Source organism: Streptomyces californicus, from assembly GCF_000717645.1.
Taxonomy (GTDB): domain Bacteria; phylum Actinomycetota; class Actinomycetes; order Streptomycetales; family Streptomycetaceae; genus Streptomyces; species Streptomyces californicus.
This window is the reverse complement of the sequence record NZ_JNZZ01000041.1, coordinates 21,874-38,957: the sequence shown is the minus strand read 5'-3', so window position 1 is coordinate 38,957 and position 17,084 is coordinate 21,874. Positions and strand designations below refer to the sequence as shown.

Genomic DNA, 17,084 nt, shown 5'->3' with positions numbered 1-17,084 from the left:
CCTCGTCCCCCACCCCAGCGCGCGCAAGCTTCCGGCGCCGCCGCTCCCCCGCCCCGGCACGCCCACCCCGCAGCTCACCCACGCGGCCACCGCGCTCCTCAGCGACCTACGCCGTCACGCGCCCGAACTCACGCTCTCCGCAGCCGACATCGGCACCCTCGCCCCCGCCGTGGCCGCCTGGCTCGAACGCGAAGCCCACCCCGACACCATCCGCCGCGCCCTCACCACCGACCTCCCCCAGCCACTGCGCCACCCCGCCAAACTCCTCAAGCACCGCCTCACCGCGCTCCTGCCCCCGCCCCTCCCCAGCGCCGACGACCTCGCCGCCCCCGCCTCCAACCGCCCCACCGTCATCCCCTTCCTGAACTGCGACGGCTGCGAACGCGGTATCCGCTCCCTCACCCCCGGCCTCTGCCGCGACTGCCGCGAGGCCCGAGCCGCCGACGCCCCGGCCGTCGACACCCCGGCCGCCGCCTGACCGGCCGGACACCCCACCTACGGCTGCCGCTCCCGCGCCCTCACCCCTGCGCCCCGGGCGCCTCGAAACCGCCCATCGCCTCCTCCAGCAGCTCCGCCAGCCGCAGCGGCGTGCGGTCCTCGTACATCGGCCCGATGAGCTGCACGCCCACCGGCAGCCCCTCAGGAGACCGGCCCGCCGGCACGGCGGTGGCGGGCAGGCCGGGCATGGTGGGCAGCCCGGCCCAGACGAGCTGGTCGAAGTACGGGTGGTCCACGCCGTCGATGGCGATCAGCCGCTCCAACGGGTCGAGTTCGTGATCGTGCGGGAAGGCCGCCGTGGGCGAGACGGGGCACACCACGGCGTCGAACTCCGTGAACAGCCGCCGCCAGCCGTGGCGGTGGGCCTCGCGCCGCTGGTTCACCCCGAGCCACGCACGGTGGCTGAGCACCGTGCCGCGCAGCCGGGCCGCGTCGAGGCTCCGGTCGTCCGCCGCCAGTCCGGCGGCGCGAGCCCGCACCAGCTCGTACCGTTCGTCGGAGAAGCCCGCCGACGAGCCTGCGGCCAGCAACCGCATGTACACCAGGGCGGCTTCGGCGAGATCGGGCAGCAGCAGGCTGTGCCGCTCCACACGGGCGCCGACATCGGCCAGCGCTCGGGCCACCCGTTCCACGGCCGACCGTACGGCGGCACCGGTCGGCAGGAGCGGATGCGCGTCGAGGACCAGGACCCGGAAGTCACACAGCCGTTCGTGCCGGGCGGGCGGCAGCGTCACGGTGTGCGCCACCCCCGACGTCAGCGGGTCGGGCCCGGCCATGACGTCGAGCAGGAGCGTGAGGTCGCGGGCGGTGCGTGCCATCGGCCCGACCACGGCGAGGTCGAGTTCGACGGGCAACGCGGGAGCGGTCGGCGGGACCATGCCCCGGCTCGCCGCCAGTCCCAGCGTCGGCTTGTGCGCGTAGACGCCGCAGAAGTGGGCCGGGGTGCGCAGCGAACCGCCGATGTCGGAGCCGATGGACAGCGCGCCGAACCCGCACGCCAGGGCGGCGGCCGATCCGCCGGAGGATCCGCCCGGCGTACGCCCGTGGTCCCAGGGGTTGTTGGTGGTGCCGTAGATGTCGTTGTAACTCTGCAGATCCTGCAGCCACAGCGGCACGTTCGTCTTGCCGAGCACCACCGCGCCCGCGTCCTTGAGCCGCGCCACCTGCACGGCGTCCTCGGCCGGAACGTGGTCGCGGTGCAGCGGGATGCCCCACGTCGTGGGCAGCCCGGCGACGTCGTACGACTCCTTGACCGTCACCGGCAGGCCGAGCAGCGGCCGGTCCTCACCCCGGGCGCGCGCCCGGTCGGCGTCCCTGGCCGCGGCCCGCGCCCGGTCGAAGTCCGGCACGCATATCGCGTTGATGTCCCGGTCATACCGCTCGATGCGGTCGATCGCCGCGTCGGTCAGCTCCACCGAGCTCACCTCACCGGACCGCAGGGCACCCATGAGCTTCTCTGCCGAATCGAAAGTCCTGTCCATGAACGCGACCGTATGGACGACGTGTTGAAGCCACAAAACGCCGTGCGCCGCAAGGAGACCGACACTCCGGCCGTGCGCCGCGGAAGTCGCCCCGCGACGGGCCCCGCGAGGCCGTCGAGGGCAGCCGGGTGCCGTGACGCGTCAGGCCCGGGGCGGGGGCAGGGCGTCGCGCAGCCGTACGGACTCCCAGTGCAGCCTCTGCTCCTCGTCCACCACCGGCACGTCGCCGTTGAGCGGCTGGGAGGTCTCCATGCTGGTGGCGACCGCCTCCATGAGCAGCGGCAGAGACGCCCACTTCTCGTGCGATACCCGCATGACGCCTTCGACGGGCTCGGCTTCGTGGAGGCGCCCCCGGTCGATCCCGGGGCGGTGGTCCAGCACGATGTACGCGCCGCCGAGGTCCCGCGCGACGGGGATCAGCTGCGGATGTCCGTACAGGATTCTGCTGGACCCGAGCTTCATGAAGTCGTGGCCCACCTCCTCTCCTCCCTCCTCCGCCTCGCACGCGTCGTGGTACGCGGTGAGGAGGTGCCACGCGGCCACTGTCCCGCGAGCGCTGATCGGTCGGTAGTACCCCGGAAGCAGCGAGCCCTCGGCCCGGTCGAGCACACCGTCGTGTCGCAGCAGCGACGCCACCAGGGGTCTCAACAGCGGGCGTCCGACGACGCGTTCGAGCGCGGCGATGTCCGCTGGGTCCGCAGGCGGCGCCAGCTCGGCGTAGGTCTGCGGCACGTGCTCCGCCAGCCAGTTCTCGATGCGCGCCCACGACTCGTCGATCGATGCGGTCATGACACAGCACCCTCCCAGCCGGGACCTCCGCCCGCTCTCCCGCCCGTCCAGCCGCCCAACGCGAAGGGTCGGCAGGCCCGCCCGGCGTACGCCCGCGGCCCCAGGGGTTGTTGGTGGTGCCGTAGCGGTCATTGCAACTCTGCAGCCACAGCTGCATGTTCGCCTTGCCGAGCACCACCGCGCCCGCCTCCTTGAGCCGCGCCACCTGCACGGCGTCCTCGGCCGGAACGTGGTCGCGGTGCAGCGGGATGCCCCACGTCGTGGGCAACCCGGCGACGTCGTACGACTCCTTGACCGCAGGGCACCCACGAGCTTCTCTGCCGAATCGAAGGTCCTGTCCATGAATGCGACGGTATAGACGACGTTTTGAAGCCAAAGAACGCCGGGCGCCGAAAGGAGGCCGGGACACCGGGCGTGCGTCGCGCCCACGTACCCGCACTCCGAGCGATGGCGCGCTACTCCGGCGGCACGCTGTATCGCGCGAGCGTCGCCTTGCTGGTGGAGCCGTCCACCAGCCTCAGCTCCCACGGGCCGGTGTTCACGTCGAAGTCCTTGCCGAAGCCGACCCACTTGCCGGTCATGCGTCGTCCGGTGGGGTCAACCAGGAGCTGAACAGCACCGTGGTACCGGGCTCCGTTGTAGTAGCCGTCCGCAGCCGTCTGCTCGACCCATGTACCCGTGACGACGTTACGATCCACGGTCAGGTCCAGTGCGAGTGGACTGTCGAGATTGCTACTGGCGCCGGGAAGGCTCTGAGCGGTCAACCGATTTCCGTGCTGAACGACCACCACGTAGTGCTTGCCCTCGAACGAGTCGTCCCGACCCGAGGAGAAGAATTCGTAGCGGCTGAGCCATACACCCGAGAATGTCGCCTCAGCAGCCTGCGCGTCCAGCCGCCCCCGTCCTGCGGCAGAACCGACCCCGCTCGCCCTCGGCTCCATGTCGTGCCCTCCCTTCCCGTCTGTTCGCACCCGAGGCGTCGGCACAGGCAGGCTGAACCCCAAAGCCTCGATCGGGCGGCCGGTGACCCTTTCTAAGGCTCTGGCGTACACACCCCGAGGTGTCCTGCTCGTCCCGGACTCCCAGCGCTGCACCAAGCGCTTGGAAGCGTCGTTGGGCTCGCCCAGCTCCTCGCCCGCCCGGCGGAGCGCTTTGGCGAAGTCGTCCTGGCTCATCCGCAGGCCGATGCGTACGGCCCGCAGCAGATCGTTCGGCACCGCGGCAGTCGTCGTCATGACCTCAACGCTAGAGCCAAGAGGCTGTCAATGACACCGGTTTGACGTCCCGGACGAGCCATCAGCGCCCCTCAAGCGACGCCTGCACGACGCCCGAAGCGCCGTCGTTCGGTCCGACCGAGAGCAGGAACATCAGCCCATCGACCACACCGAGAAGTGGAGGACATAGACATGACGATCACCGACACCACACAGAACGTGTACGACCGCATCTCCCCGGAGCTGAAGGCTCAGCTCATCTCCATGATCCGTGAGGACTTCTGGCCGGAGCTGACCGACAATCAGGGCGAGCGCGGTATCCGCCAGGTCACGGCGTTCCTCGCCGTCGCCGCGAGCACCACCGAGCGGATGACGCCCAGCCTGCGCGTCGACCTCTTCTGGCACGCTCTGGTGCTGCACACCAGGCACTACGCCGAACTCTGCGACGTGCTCGGCGGTTTCATCCACCACACCCCCGACCGGGGCAGCGGCCACAGCCCCGTCGACGGGCGGTTGGCGATGCACCGGACGGCCGAGATGATCCGGTCGGCCGGGTTCGACGTGGACCCGGATTTCTGGCCGGTCAACGGCGCGGCCGACTGCACCCAGAGCTACGCGGGCTGCTCCGACAGCCCCGTCGCCACGTAGCCGCGCCCAACAGCGGTCTCCCACCGCATGCCTCAGCCGCCCGGTATCGTTCCGGGCGGCTGTCGCCCTGACAAGAACGGACAGGTCGTGACTGATGCGCGTAGCGCCGCCTGGGACACCTACTCCCGGGGCAAGCCGCAACGGCGGAGGACCAACGCCAAGGGCGAGACCACTTGGTTCAACTGGAGCCAGTACCCGGACCACGGCCCCGGGGCCGAGGTGCTCGCTCTGCGGCCCGGAGACAGCGTGCTCGATCTCGGGTGCGGCTCCGGTGGCAACACCGCCCACTTGGCAACGCTCGGCATGACGTCCGTAGGAGTCGACCTCTCCGCCAAGCAACTCGACAAGGCACGGGAGCGGTGGTCCGGAGTGGGTGGGATGGAGCTACATCAGTCCGACGCCCTCGCCTACCTCGGGAGCTCCTCCAGGGCCTTCGACGCGATGTACAGCGTGTTCGGCGCGGCCTGGTTCACCGACCCCGCGCTCCTGTTGCCGGCCGTTCACGCGCATCTCAAGCCGAGCGGTGTGTTCACCTTCTCCCAGCGGCCCCCGGTCGAAGGGTGCTACGGCTGCCAAGCGTCATACATCCCGCGCGGGCCCGACGAAGATCCCGCAGTCGTCAAGCGGTGGGACTACGAGCCCGGCGCATGGGAGCTGATCCTCAAGGAACACGGCTACGTGGACGTGTCAGCATCCGTGATCCCGCCGCCCTCAGGAAGCCGGCGCACGGGCACGCTGCTCGTACGCGCCGTTCGCGGCAGCCGGGCGGCCCGCTCCGGACAGCAGTGAGGGGCGGCAGGCCCGCAGGCCCACCGCCCCTCAGCCGTACGAGCGCTACTGGACGACCGTGATCCGGTCCGTCGCCGGCGGGGCCAGCGGGGCGGTGGCCGAGGAGTGGGCCGCCAGGTAGGCGTTGAACACGTCGAGGTCGGACGCGCCGACCAGCTTGTTCGTGCCCTGGCCGAGCGCCGGGAAGCCGTCGCCGCCGCCCGCGAGGAATTCGTTCATCGCGACGCGGTAGGTGCGCGCCGGGTCGATCGCCTCGCCGTTCAGCTTGATGCTGTCGGTGACCACGCGGGCCGCGCCGGTCTTCGTCAGGTCGAGGGTGTAGGTGAGGCCCTTGGAGATCTGGAGGATCTTCGGGCTGGCCTCGTTGGAGCCGCTCACCTGCTGCTGGAGCGCGGCGACGAGCTGCGCGCCGGTCAGGTCGACGACGTTCATCATGTTGGTGAAGGGCTGCACGGTGAACGCCTCGCCGTACGTGACGACCCCGTCGCCCTCACTGCCGGACGCCTTGTGCACCAGGTCCGCGCGGATGCCGCCCGGGTTCATGAACGCCACTTCCGCGCCGCCCTTGTCGGCCGGGGCGAGTCCTTCGAGCTGGGCGTCGGCGATGACGTTGCCGAGCGGCTTCTCCAGGGCGGTGGAGCCGCGGCCGTTGATGTCGGCGCTGATCCAGCCCTGCGGCTTGTTGGCGATCGGGGCGGCCAGCTTGTTCCAGCGGCTGATCAGGCTCGTCATGTCGGCGGCCTTGGGCTGGTCGCGGGTGACGATGTGGTTCGCGGACTTCACCGACGTACGGACGATGTCGTTCGTGCGGCGGTCGTAGGTGAGCGTGGTGTCCGTGTACAGCTTGCCGAACGACGAGGCCGAGGTGACCATGCGCGGCTTGCCGGACGGGTCCGGGACGGTGCAGACGTACGCCTGGTGGGTGTGGCCGGTGACCAGGGCGTCCACCTTCGGCGTGATGCCCTTGGCGATGTCGACGATCGGGCCGGAGATGCCGTCGCCCGCGCCGGGGCTGTCGCAGTCGTAGTTGTACGAGGTGGAGGCCGGGGCCCCGCCCTCGTGGATCAGCGCCACGATGGACTTGACGCCCTTGCGGTCCAGCTCGCGGGCGTACTTGTTGATCGTCTCGACCTCGTCGTGGAACTTGAGGCCCTTGACGCCGTTCGCGGTCACGATGTCCGGCGTGCCCTCCAGGGTCACACCGATGAAGCCGATCTTGACGCCGTTCTTCTTCCAGACGGTGTACGGCTTCAGCAGCGGCTTGCCGGTCTTCTCCTTGGTCACGTTGGCCGCGAGGTAGGGGAAGTCCGCTCCCTTGAACTTCTTGCCCTTCTCGTAGCAGCCCTCGACCGGGTGGCAGCCGCCGTTCTGCAGGCGGGCCAGCTCGGTCGCGCCCTCGTCGAACTCGTGGTTGCCGACCGCCGTGACGTCCAGGTCGAGCTTGTTCAGCGCCTCGATCGTCGGCTCGTCGTGGAAGAGGCCCGACAGCAGCGGGCTCGCGCCGACCATGTCGCCGCCGGCCGCCGTGACGGAGTACGGGTTGCCCTTGCGCGCGGTGCGCAGCGAGGTCGCCAGGTACTCGACGCCACCGGCCGGGATCGCCTTCACCGTGCCGTCGGGCTGCGTCTCGGAGACGTTGCCCGCCGAACCGGCCGGGGGCTCCAGGTTGCCGTGCAGGTCGTTGAACGACAGCAACTGCACGTCGACGGTACGGGGCTTGTGGCCGTGGCCGTGCCCGTGTCCATGGCCGTGTCCGCGGTCATGGGCGCCGGCCGGCATCGCGGCGACGAGCGCGCCCATGGTCGCCAGCCCGGCCGCGGCGGCGAGCACCCGCCGTGTCATGCGGTTCTTCTGCACATTCGCTGACATCGGTCCCCTTGTGTGTCAGTGGTCGAGGTGTCACAGGTGCCGTCGATGCCGCGTATGTCACCGGTTGTCGCGTATGGCGGCGCACTTCGGGAATCCTGCGTGCCGCAGCCTAGAGTCAACGCGCGTAGCGCAACAGGTGTCCGGGGTTACGACCTGGTTGCCATCCGGCCAAACGGACGTACCGAACCGGCCATGTCCGGGGCTCGGTACCGCCGGTGGGACGCCGGTGGTCACCTCCGTACGTACGCACGGGTGCGGCACCGCCGTACGGTTGCGGTGGCACGCGGGCCGGACGACGGGACGACGTCGCGGCGGCAGGCATGTTCCGACAGGGGTGGGGGCTCATGGCGAGGCGGGAGACCGGAAGCCGCACTGGCGACAGTGGTGGCGGTAGCGGTAGTGGTGGCGGTGGCAGACGGGAACGCCGACGCGCCCACGCCCGGGAGGACCGGGTACGGCAGGAAGCGCGGGCCGCCACGACCGCGCCGGCCGACGCGCCCCTGGTGTGGGGCGCGGGCGTGGGCTGCCGGGTGCTCGCGGCCTTGTGGCTGGGCCAGTTGGTGCTGCTCAGCCCCTTCGCGTACGGAACGGACCTCGCGGGGCTCACCGCCATGGAGTGGCTTCTGCGGCTGTGGACGCTGAGTGTCGCGCTCTGGATCTTCGCCCGCCTGGGCGCCTGGCGGGTGACCGCGGACCGGGACGGCGTGGCGGTACCCCGCCTGTTCACGGTCGAACGCCTGCCCTGGGACGAGGTGGGCAAGGCCGTGGCCCGGCGGGACGGATGCGTACACGTCGGGAGCCGGATCACCGGGCCGTTCCTCCCGGCGCCCCTGGCCCGGATGCTGCGTCGGCCGGACGGGGCGCGGGCGATGGCGGACCACCTGACGATCATGGTCCGCAACCCGGAACTCCGGCCCACCGAGCGGGCCGGCGCCCGAACCCGCGTCCGGCCCTACGCCGTCTGGGCGCCGCTCCCCCTCGCCGTCCTCGCCGCCGCCCACCTGCTGGCGGGGTGAGCACGGGGGCCGGCGGGACGAGCCCGGGGCCCCCGCCGGATTCACCATGCCGCCCTTTCCCCGCGGGCCCCGGCACGCCCGCCCCACCGCGCCCCCTCCCCGTACGCTCGGACGCATGACGACTGACGCACCCCTCCCCGCCCCCGGACGCGAGATCCAGGCCCTCGACGCGCTCGACTCCGCGCAGGCCGACGCCGTCCTCGCCCTGCTCTCCGACGCCGCCCGGTCCGACGGCCGGCAAGCCGTCTCCGAGCAGGGCAGGCTCCGTATCCGGGGCGGGCACCGCGAGGGCGTACGGCACTTCCTCCTCACCGTCGAGGGAGCGCTCGCCGGGTACGCCCAACTGGAGGACACCGACCCGGTCGAGGCCCCGGCCGCCGAACTGGTCGTCCACCCCGACCGGCGCGGCAGCGGCCACGGCCGGGCGCTCGGCGCGGCGCTCCTCGCCGCGACCGGCAAGCGGCTGCGGGTGTGGGCGCACGGCGGAAGCTCGGCCGCCCGCCACCTGGCCCAGGTGCTCGGCCTCTCCCTCTTCCGCGAGCTGCGCCAGCTCCGCCGCGGCCTGGCCCCGCTCGACCTCGCCGACCCGGTGCTTCCCGAGGGCGTCACCGTACGGACCTTCGAGCCGGGCCGGGACGACGCCGCCTGGCTCGCCGTGAACCGCGCCGCGTTCGCCCACCACCCCGAGCAGGGGTCCCTGACCCAGCAGGACCTGGACGACCGGAAGGCGGAGCCCTGGTTCGACCCGAAGGGCTTCTTCCTGGCCGAGCGGGACGGCGAGCTCGTCGGCTTCCACTGGACGAAGGTGCACGCGGAGGAGCGGCTCGGCGAGGTGTACGTGGTCGGGGTCCTGCCCGACGCCCAGGGCGGCGGCCTCGGCAAGGCGCTGACCTCGATCGGGCTGCACCACCTGGCCTCCGAGGGGCTGCCGACCGCGATGCTCTACGTGGACGCGGACAACACGGCGGCGGTGACGGTGTACGAGCGGATGGGCTTCACCACCCACGAGGTGGACCTGATGTACCGCACCGAGTCCTGAGACCGCCGCAGCGGCACCAGTTTCCGTCGCTCGGACACTGCAGAAGACGAACATCAAGCATCGAAGAAAAACTGTCGCGGCGAGAGTAGACATTCGCCACTCGACGGGTCTAGCCTTTCCCTCGTAGCCGAAGAAAGCACAGCACGGCAGACACGAACTGCCGCGCACGCAGGTCAGAGCAGTAGCGGAACGGCAGTGGAGCGGGAGAGCCGGAACCGATGGGTTCTCCCCCTGGCTGCCGGGCCGGCGGCCCCAGGGGCCACGCGCAGTACCGCAGGAGCAACAAGAAAGCGCAGTAACGAGAAGAGAAGGAGCAGACGCCATCAGGATCGCCTGAGCGAGGAAGTCATCCGCTCGGGTACCGCAGGCCCCGGAACGGAAGGTGGTCCCCGGTCACGCATCCGCGATCCCCGCTCCCCCGCCCCCTCGGGCGGCCCGGCGGAACAAGAAGGCCGACCCGGTCGGTCGGCAGATGGTGTTGAAAGCTCGGGGCCCGAGCGCCGCACGGCGCTCGGGCCCCCCGACGTGTCCCCGAAAGAAGAGGTGTTATGCCCCCACGCGGTACCCGCCCCACCGACAATTTCGACGATGACGATTACCCCGCCTACACCATGGGCCGGGCCGCCGAGATGCTCGGCACCTCACCCGCCTTCCTCCGCACGCTCGGCGAGAACCGGCTGATCACGCCGCTCCGCTCCGACGGAGGCCATCGCCGCTACTCCCGTTACCAGCTGCGCATCGCGGCCCGCGCCCGTGAACTGGTCGACCAGGGCACGAAGATCGAGGACGCCTGCCGCATCGTCATCCTCGAGGACCAGCTGGAAGAAGCACAGCGCATCAACGAGGAGCTGCGCGCGGAACGCTCACCGGCACCGCCGTCCGCGTAGCCCATCCGCCTGCGCGACCCGGCTCAGCATCCCGGACCTCCCATGGGGCGGAGTCACTTGACGCCGCCCCACTTCTGCACCCCCCTTTCACTACTCAATTAGTGAAAGGGGGGTGCTGCACATGGCAGCCGAGTCCGCAGCGGTCGAGTTCCGCATCGACCGGCGCAGCGGCGTCGCCACCTATCTCCAGATCGTCCAGCAGACCAAGCAGGCCCTGCGCCTGGGCATGCTCGAACCGGGCGACCGGCTGCCGACCGCCCGCGAGGTCGCGGAAGCCACCGCAATCAACCCGAACACAGTCCTCAAGGCGTACCGGGAGCTGGAACGCGAGGGCCTCGTCGAGGCCCGCCGGGGGCTCGGCACCTTCGTCCGCCGGACGCTGGGCGGTGCGGCCGACGCTGCCGCCGCCGACGGGCCGCTGCGCGGCGATCTCGCCGACCGGGCCCGCCGGGCACGGGCGGCCGGACTGGAGAAGGACGACGTCGGCGCGCTCTTCACCGCCGTACTGGACACCACATTCAGCACGAACGACACGTACGACCCGGATGACGCGAACGGAGCCGAAACAGCGGGCCGTTCGCGCAAAGGGGGCCAGGAACGATGACCGGCGTCGCGATCGGGGCACACGGCCTCGGAAATACCTACGGGCGCAGGGGCGGCGGCCACCGCGCCCTGGATGACTGCTCGTTCCGGCTGCCGGCAGGCCGCGTCTGCACCATCGTCGGGCCCAACAGGGCGGGCAAGTCGACCCTGTTCAACCTGGCCGCCGGCATGGGCCGCCCCACCGCCGGGTCGCTCTCCGTCCTCGGCTCCGCCGACCCCGGCGACGTACGCGACCGCACCGCCTTCGTCCCCCAGGACAAGCCCCTGCTCGCTCTCGCCGCCCTCGCCGTGTACGCCGCCTTCCGGGTCCTGCGCCGCCTGCACGGCTGAGCGGACCCGTCCCGCGCCACCCGCCGTCCGGGCCCCACGAGGGGTGGGTCCGGACGGCGGGCACGTACGCGCCCACCCCACACACCGCGTACGCCCCCGTCGTACGCGCACCCCCCACCCCCGTACGCCCCCGTCGTACGCGCACCGCCCCGGCGAACGCGTACGCCCGCCCGGGGCGACCACGCGCGCGCCGACCACGCAGCGTGACCGCGAGGCCCACCCGCAGGCACACCGCTTCCTGGACGTCATGTCGCCGTTACCGGCCATTCAGACGTCCTTGCGACCCTCACGGGATGCAGCCAGCTCTGCCAGCCCCCCGCCGCAACGGGAAAGCCCGGGGCGACGCCCCCGCGGACTCCCCTGCGGGCTCCCCCACCGGCCGACCCGGCCGTGACCCCGGGTTTCCCGGGCCTTCCGCGATCTTTCCCGGCTCCGACGCGCCTGAGGAGCGCTCCGCGCGGAAGAATAGGTCCATGAGCCAGCAGCCCAGCTCCGAGGTCCCGGTCCAGCCCGCCGCCCAGCCGTCCGTCGGCTCACTCGCCGCGCACCGGCCACACGCCACGCCCGCCTCCCGCGGGGTCGGCTTCTCCACCGCCGCCGACCTCGATCCCGACCTGGACGCCGACGCCGACGCGTACGAGCCCGACCGGGACGGCGACGAGCTGCCCCAGGGCCGCTTCCTGGACCGCGAACGGAGCTGGCTGGCGTTCAACGAGCGGGTCCTGGAACTGGCCGAGGACCCGGCCACCCCCATCCTGGAGCGGGCCAACTTCCTCGCCATCTTCGCCTCGAACCTGGACGAGTTCTTCATGGTCCGGGTGGCCGGCCTCAAGCGCCGCATCGCCACCGGGGTCGCCACCCGCTCCGCCTCGGGCCTCCAGCCCCGCGAGGTGCTGGACCTCATCTGGACCCGGTCGCGCGAGCTCATGGCCCGGCACGCCGCCTGCTACCAGCAGGACATCGCCCCCGAGCTGTCCGACGAGGGCATCCAGCTGCTCCGCTGGCCCGACCTGACCGAGAAGGAGCAGGCCCGCCTGTTCACCTTCTTCCGGCAGCGCGTCTTCCCGGTCCTGACCCCGCTGGCGGTCGACCCCGCGCACCCGTTCCCGTACATCTCCGGGCTCTCGCTCAACCTCGCCGTCGTCGTCCGCAACCCGGTCAGCGGCCACCGCCACTTCGCCCGGGTCAAGGTTCCGCCGCTGCTGACCCGCTTCCTGGAGGCGTCGCCGCAGCGGTACGTGCCCATCGAGGACGTCATCGCGGCCCACCTGGAGGAGCTGTTCCCGGGGATGGAGGTGCTGGCGCACCACATGTTCCGGGTCACCAGGAACGAGGACCTGGAGGTCGAGGAGGACGACGCGGAGAACCTGCTCCAGGCCCTGGAGAAGGAGCTCATGCGCCGCCGCTTCGGCCCGCCGGTCCGGCTGGAGGTCGAGGAGTCCATCGACCCGTACGTCCTGGACCTGCTGGTCCGCGAGCTGAAGGTGTCCGACGCGGAGGTCTACCCGCTGCCCGGCCCGCTCGACCTGACCGGTCTGTTCGCGATCGCCTCGCTGGACCGGCCCGAGCTGAAGTACCCGAAGTTCGTCGCGGGCACCCACCGGGACCTCGCCGAGGTGGAGTCCGCGTCCGCGCCCGACATCTTCGCCGCCCTGCGCGAGCGGGACGTGCTGCTCCACCACCCGTACGACTCGTTCTCCACCTCCGTCCAGGCGTTCCTGGAGCAGGCGGCGGGTGATCCGGACGTGCTGGCGATCAAGCAGACCCTGTACCGCACCTCCGGCGACTCCCCGATAGTGGACGCCCTGATCGACGCCGCCGAGTCCGGCAAGCAGGTCCTCGTCCTCGTCGAGATCAAGGCGCGCTTCGACGAGCAGGCCAACATCAAGTGGGCCCGCAAGCTGGAGGAGGCGGGCTGCCACGTCGTCTACGGCCTCGTCGGGCTCAAGACGCACTGCAAGCTCTCCCTGGTCGTCCGCCAGGAGGGCGACACGCTGCGCCGCTACTCCCACGTCGGCACCGGCAACTACCACCCCAAGACGGCCCGGCTGTACGAGGACCTCGGCCTGCTCACGGCGGACCCGCAGGTCGGCGCGGACCTCTCCGACCTGTTCAACCGGCTCTCCGGCTACTCCCGCCGTGAGACCTACCGCCGCCTCCTGGTCGCCCCGAAGTCGCTGCGCGACGGGCTGATCGCCCGCATCAACAAGGAGATCGCCCACCACCGCGCGGGCCGGCCCGCCTACGTCCGGTTCAAGGTCAACTCGATGGTCGACGAAGCGATCATCGACGCCTGCTACCGGGCGGCCCAGGCGGGCGTCCCCGTCGACATCTGGGTACGCGGCATCTGCGCGATCCGCCCCGGCGTCACCGGGCTCTCCGAGAACATCCGGGTCCGCTCCATACTCGGCCGCTTCCTCGAACACTCCCGGATCTTCTCCTTCGGCAACGGCGGCGAGCCCGAGGTGTGGTTCGGCAGCGCCGACATGATGCACCGCAACCTCGACCGCCGGATCGAAGCCCTGGTCCGGGTCACCGACCCCGCCCACCGCGCCGCACTCAGCCGACTCCTGGAGACCGGTATGGCCGACACCACCGCCTCCTGGCACCTGGGCCCCGACGGGGACTGGACCCGGCACGCCACCGACGCGGACGGCCAGCCGCTGCGACACGTCCAGGAAATGCTCATCGACGCCCGGAGGCGCAGGCGTGCGACGCCCTGACCAGCAGACGACGACCCGGCCCGCGCCCGAGGCCACCCTCGGCACCGGCAACGGCACCGGCACCGGCCCGGCGGGCCCGGACGCGGCCCCCGGCACACCGCCCGCCGGAGCGAGGTCCGCCGGGCCCGGCGAACCGTCCGGACCTCCCGCCGCCACCGGCACCCCCGCCGCGCGCCCCGGGTCCGCGGGAACCGGGTCCGCCGGAACCGGGCCCGCCGGAGCGGGGTTCACCGGATTCACCGGGGAACCGACCGCCGAGGGCGCTCTCGCCCCCTACCTCCGGGGGCAGGCCGCCGAGTTCCTGCGCAGCCTGCGCCTGCATCACGAGTACAGCGCCCCGGCGGACGCGGGCGGCCACGGCGCCGCCGAAGCCGCCCGCGCACTGCGCCGCGCGGCCCGCCGGATCGGTGGCTCCCTGCACACCTTCCGGGCCGCGCTCGACCCGCACTGGGCCGACCAGCTCCGGGGCGAGCTGGCCTGGCTCACCGGAATCCTGGCCCGCGAACACGCCTACGCGAACCGGCTGGCCCGGCTCGTCGACGCCCTCCACCTGCTCTCCGGCCCCACCCTCCCCGCCGCCCGGGGCGCCCGCGCCGCCGGGGAGGCCGCCGGGGCCGACGCCCAGGGCCGCGCCGCCCTCGGGGTCGGGGCCGCCCGGGCCGCGGCCCTGCTGGAGCGCCGCCTCACCCTCGCCCGGACCCGGTCGCACTCCGCGGCCCTCCAGGCGCTCGGCTCCTCCCGCTTCCACGCGATCGCCGACGCCGTGGCGCTCCTGGCCTCCGAAGTCCCGGCGCCCTCCGGCCACGCGGGCCGCGCCGCCGCCGCGTCCCTCCTGGAGCCCGCCGAACTCGCCGAACAACGCCTGCTCACCGCCGTGGCCGCCCTCCCGCCCGACGACACGGGGCCGTACAACGAGACCCAGGACGCCGCCTGGCACCAGGCCCGGCTGCTGCTGCGCCTGCACCGGTACGCCCACGAGGTGGTCCTCGGCGGCGCCGACCCCGGCCTGACCGCCCCGGGCCACGCCCTCGACCTGCACCGGGACGCCGTGGAAGCGGCCGGAGCGGCGGCCGCCGCCGCCCGTACCCCCCGGATCGCCCCGGCCACGGCGTACGCGCTCGGCGTCCTCCACGCCGACCAGCGCCACGGGGTGGAGTCGGCGCGGGCCGCGTTCCGGGAGACCTGGCCGTACGCCACCGCCCTGGCGGCCCCGTGAGCGGCGACCGGGCCCACCGAGCGAAAACCGGCCCCGTCCGGGCGGCGGGCTGCGTCCTGTGGCGCCGCGCCCCGGACGGAAGCGGGGTGGAGGTCTGCCTCGTCCACCGGCCCCGCTACGACGACTGGTCCTTCCCCAAGGGCAAGCTGAAACGCGGCGAGGAGGCGCGGGCCGCCGCCGTACGGGAAGTGCTGGAGGAGACCGGCCACCACTGCGCCCTCGGTGAGCCCCTGCCGACCTCCCGCTATCCGGTGGAGGGGAGGCCCAAGGAGGTCGTCTACTGGGCGGCCGAGGCGACGGGCGGCGCGTTCACCGCCAACGACGAGGTGGACCGGGTGCTGTGGCTGGCCCCCGAGGCCGCCCGCGTACGCCTCACCCGGCCCCGCGACGTCGAGCAGCTCACCGCCCTCCTGGACGTCCTGCCCCCGCGCTGACCGCCCCCTTCCCCCAGCCCCTTTCCTCCCGGCCCCTCTCCTCCCGGCCCGGCGACCGGTTGCCCCACGCCCGCGGCCACGGCGACCGCCATCCGCCCCGGCGCACCACCGCACGTGCCGGGGCACCACCGCACCGTCCACCCCCGCACCGCCCTGACCTGCGCGTCCTCCGGCCCGGCCCTGCCCCGCCGCCGTCCCGCGCCGGCCGCGCCGCCCGGCCGGGCGCGCACCCGCCTGCCCGACACGGTTCACCTGCCGTTCACTCTCCCCCGTAGGCCGCTTCACCTGTTCTGCCTAATTTCGGACGTACAAGGTGCGCGGCGACAAGCCACGGCACCCTCCTCATCGCACGCCGTCGTAGAACGAGACGACCACGGCGGCTCCTGGAAGGAACACCCGAAAGTGAAGCTTCAGCGCAAGAACCGGCTTCGTGCCACCGCGCTCGGTGCCCTCGCCGTCTCCGGCGCCCTGGTCCTCACGGCGTGCGGTTCGGACGACAACACGGGCGGCGGCACGGCCGGCGCGGGCGAGAAGACGACCGCTGCGTCGAACGTCGACTGCGGCAAGGCCAAGGGCCAGCTGCGCGCCTCCGGCTCCAGCGCTCAGAAGAACGCCATGGACCTCTGGGTCAAGAACTACATGGCCGCCTGCTCGGGTGTGGAGATCAACTACAACTCCTCCTCCTCCGGTGAGGGCATCGTCGCCTTCAACCAGGGCACCGTCGGCTTCGCCGGTTCCGACTCGGCGCTGAAGCCCGAGGAGGTCGCCGACTCCAAGAAGATGTGCAAGACCGGCCAGGGCATCAACCTGCCGATGGTCGGCGGCCCGATCGCGATCGGCTTCAAGCTGGAGGGTGTCGACAAGCTCACGCTGGACGCCCCCACCCTCGCCAAGATCTTCGACACGAAGATCAAGAAGTGGAACGACCCGGCGATCGCCAAGCTGAACGACGGCGTCGACCTGCCGGACAAGGCGATCCAGGCGTTCCACCGCTCCGAGGACTCCGGCACCACGCAGAACCTCGGCAAGTACCTGGGCGCCGCCGCTCCGAAGGAGTGGAAGTACGAGGCCGAGAAGAAGTGGCCGGCCCCCGGTGGCCAGGCCGCCTCCGGCTCCTCCGGCGTCGCCTCCCAGGTGAAGCAGGTCGACGGCGCGATCGGCTACTTCGAGCTCTCCTACGCCAAGTCCCAGAGCATCACCACGGTGGACATCAACACCGGCGGCGCCGCCCCGGTCCAGGCCACCTCGGAGAACGCCTCCAAGGCCATCGCCGCCGCCAAGATCAAGGGCACCGGCAAGGACCTGGCGCTCGACCTCGACTACACCACCAAGGCCGAGGGCGCCTACCCGCTCGTCCTGGTGACGTACGAGGTCGTCTGCGACAGCGGCAACAAGCCCGAGACCCTCGACACGGTCAAGTCCTTCCTGTCCTACACGGCCTCCGACGACGGCCAGAAGATCCTGACCGAGGCCGGCTACGCGCCGATCCCGGCCGAGATCAACGCCAAGGTCCGCGAGACCATCGGCTCCCTCTCGTAACACCCGGGG

General features: G+C 72.0%; 14 protein-coding genes and 3 pseudogenes. 12 read left to right on the top strand and 5 right to left on the bottom strand.

The window, feature by feature from the left end:
• Window positions 1-478: pseudogene (locus tag IF19_RS0132570) on the top strand (hypothetical protein); the annotation flags it as partial.
• A gap of 40 nt (window positions 479-518) precedes the next feature.
• Here the strand turns inward: IF19_RS0132570 and IF19_RS0132565 are convergent.
• The 4 genes and pseudogenes from IF19_RS0132565 to IF19_RS0132555 all read right to left on the bottom strand — a co-directional run bounded on the left by IF19_RS0132565 (window position 519) and on the right by IF19_RS0132555 (window position 4,003).
• Window positions 519-1,979 carry an amidase gene (locus IF19_RS0132565; protein WP_030277916.1) on the bottom strand — a complete coding sequence of 487 codons (1,461 nt, stop codon included), beginning with the start codon at window positions 1,977-1,979 and terminating at the stop codon, window positions 519-521.
• A gap of 141 nt (window positions 1,980-2,120) precedes the next feature.
• A complete protein-coding gene (locus tag IF19_RS0132560) occupies window positions 2,121-2,768 on the bottom strand; it encodes an SMI1/KNR4 family protein (RefSeq protein ID WP_050494059.1) in 648 nt (215 codons plus the stop codon).
• Window positions 2,769-2,856: 88 nt separating this feature from the next.
• Window positions 2,857-3,177: pseudogene (locus tag IF19_RS1000000138990) on the bottom strand (amidase family protein); the annotation flags it as partial.
• A 46-nt stretch (window positions 3,178-3,223) separates the two neighbouring features.
• On the bottom strand, window positions 3,224-4,003 hold the full coding sequence (locus IF19_RS0132555) for a helix-turn-helix domain-containing protein (RefSeq protein ID WP_030115819.1): 780 nt from the start codon (window positions 4,001-4,003) through the stop codon (window positions 3,224-3,226).
• Between the two features lie 171 nt (window positions 4,004-4,174).
• On the opposite strand from IF19_RS0132555, the gene IF19_RS0132550 reads away from it, so the two are divergent.
• Both IF19_RS0132550 and IF19_RS0132545 read left to right on the top strand, forming a co-directional pair.
• A complete protein-coding gene (locus IF19_RS0132550; RefSeq protein ID WP_030115820.1) occupies window positions 4,175-4,630 on the top strand; it encodes a glycine-rich domain-containing protein in 456 nt (151 codons plus the stop codon).
• A gap of 87 nt (window positions 4,631-4,717) precedes the next feature.
• The gene (locus IF19_RS0132545) at window positions 4,718-5,419 is read left to right on the top strand and encodes a class I SAM-dependent methyltransferase (protein ID WP_030115821.1); all 702 of its coding nucleotides are present in this window, start codon (window positions 4,718-4,720) and stop codon (window positions 5,417-5,419) included.
• 45 nt (window positions 5,420-5,464) lie between these two features.
• Here IF19_RS0132545 and IF19_RS0132540 read toward each other — a convergent pair whose 3' ends face one another.
• Window positions 5,465-7,288 carry a bifunctional metallophosphatase/5'-nucleotidase gene (locus IF19_RS0132540; RefSeq protein ID WP_030199257.1) on the bottom strand — a complete coding sequence of 608 codons (1,824 nt, stop codon included), beginning with the start codon at window positions 7,286-7,288 and terminating at the stop codon, window positions 5,465-5,467.
• 344 nt (window positions 7,289-7,632) lie between these two features.
• On the opposite strand from IF19_RS0132540, the gene IF19_RS0132535 reads away from it, so the two are divergent.
• The 9 genes and pseudogenes from IF19_RS0132535 (at window position 7,633) to pstS (ending at window position 17,075) form a co-directional block, all read left to right on the top strand.
• Complete coding sequence (locus tag IF19_RS0132535) at window positions 7,633-8,304, top strand: hypothetical protein (RefSeq protein ID WP_136975162.1); 672 nt, start codon at window positions 7,633-7,635, stop codon at window positions 8,302-8,304.
• Between the two features lie 115 nt (window positions 8,305-8,419).
• On the top strand, window positions 8,420-9,343 hold the full coding sequence (gene mshD, locus IF19_RS0132530) for a mycothiol synthase (RefSeq protein WP_030115825.1): 924 nt from the start codon (window positions 8,420-8,422) through the stop codon (window positions 9,341-9,343).
• Window positions 9,344-9,891: 548 nt separating this feature from the next.
• The gene (locus tag IF19_RS0132525; RefSeq protein ID WP_030115826.1) at window positions 9,892-10,230 is read left to right on the top strand and encodes a MerR family transcriptional regulator; all 339 of its coding nucleotides are present in this window, start codon (window positions 9,892-9,894) and stop codon (window positions 10,228-10,230) included.
• Window positions 10,231-10,351: 121 nt separating this feature from the next.
• Complete coding sequence (locus IF19_RS0132520; protein ID WP_030115827.1) at window positions 10,352-10,834, top strand: GntR family transcriptional regulator; 483 nt, start codon at window positions 10,352-10,354, stop codon at window positions 10,832-10,834.
• Window positions 10,831-11,100: pseudogene (locus tag IF19_RS1000000138765) on the top strand (ATP-binding cassette domain-containing protein); the annotation flags it as partial. The gene IF19_RS0132520 and the pseudogene IF19_RS1000000138765, both read left to right, overlap by 4 nt.
• Window positions 11,101-11,636: 536 nt before the next feature.
• Complete coding sequence (locus IF19_RS0132510; protein WP_030115829.1) at window positions 11,637-13,886, top strand: RNA degradosome polyphosphate kinase; 2,250 nt, start codon at window positions 11,637-11,639, stop codon at window positions 13,884-13,886.
• Complete coding sequence (locus tag IF19_RS0132505) at window positions 13,873-15,102, top strand: CHAD domain-containing protein (protein WP_030115830.1); 1,230 nt, start codon at window positions 13,873-13,875, stop codon at window positions 15,100-15,102. The genes IF19_RS0132510 and IF19_RS0132505 overlap by 14 nt, the downstream gene beginning before the upstream one ends.
• Window positions 15,099-15,536 (top strand): NUDIX hydrolase, encoded by a 438-nt coding sequence (locus tag IF19_RS0132500; protein WP_030115831.1) that lies wholly within the window; start codon window positions 15,099-15,101, stop codon window positions 15,534-15,536. Before IF19_RS0132505 ends, IF19_RS0132500 begins: the two co-directional genes overlap by 4 nt.
• A 402-nt stretch (window positions 15,537-15,938) precedes the next feature.
• Window positions 15,939-17,075, top strand: a complete 1,137-nt coding sequence (gene pstS / locus IF19_RS0132495; RefSeq protein WP_030115832.1) for a phosphate ABC transporter substrate-binding protein PstS — start codon at window positions 15,939-15,941, stop codon at window positions 17,073-17,075.
• Window positions 17,076-17,084: the final 9 nt, after the last annotated feature.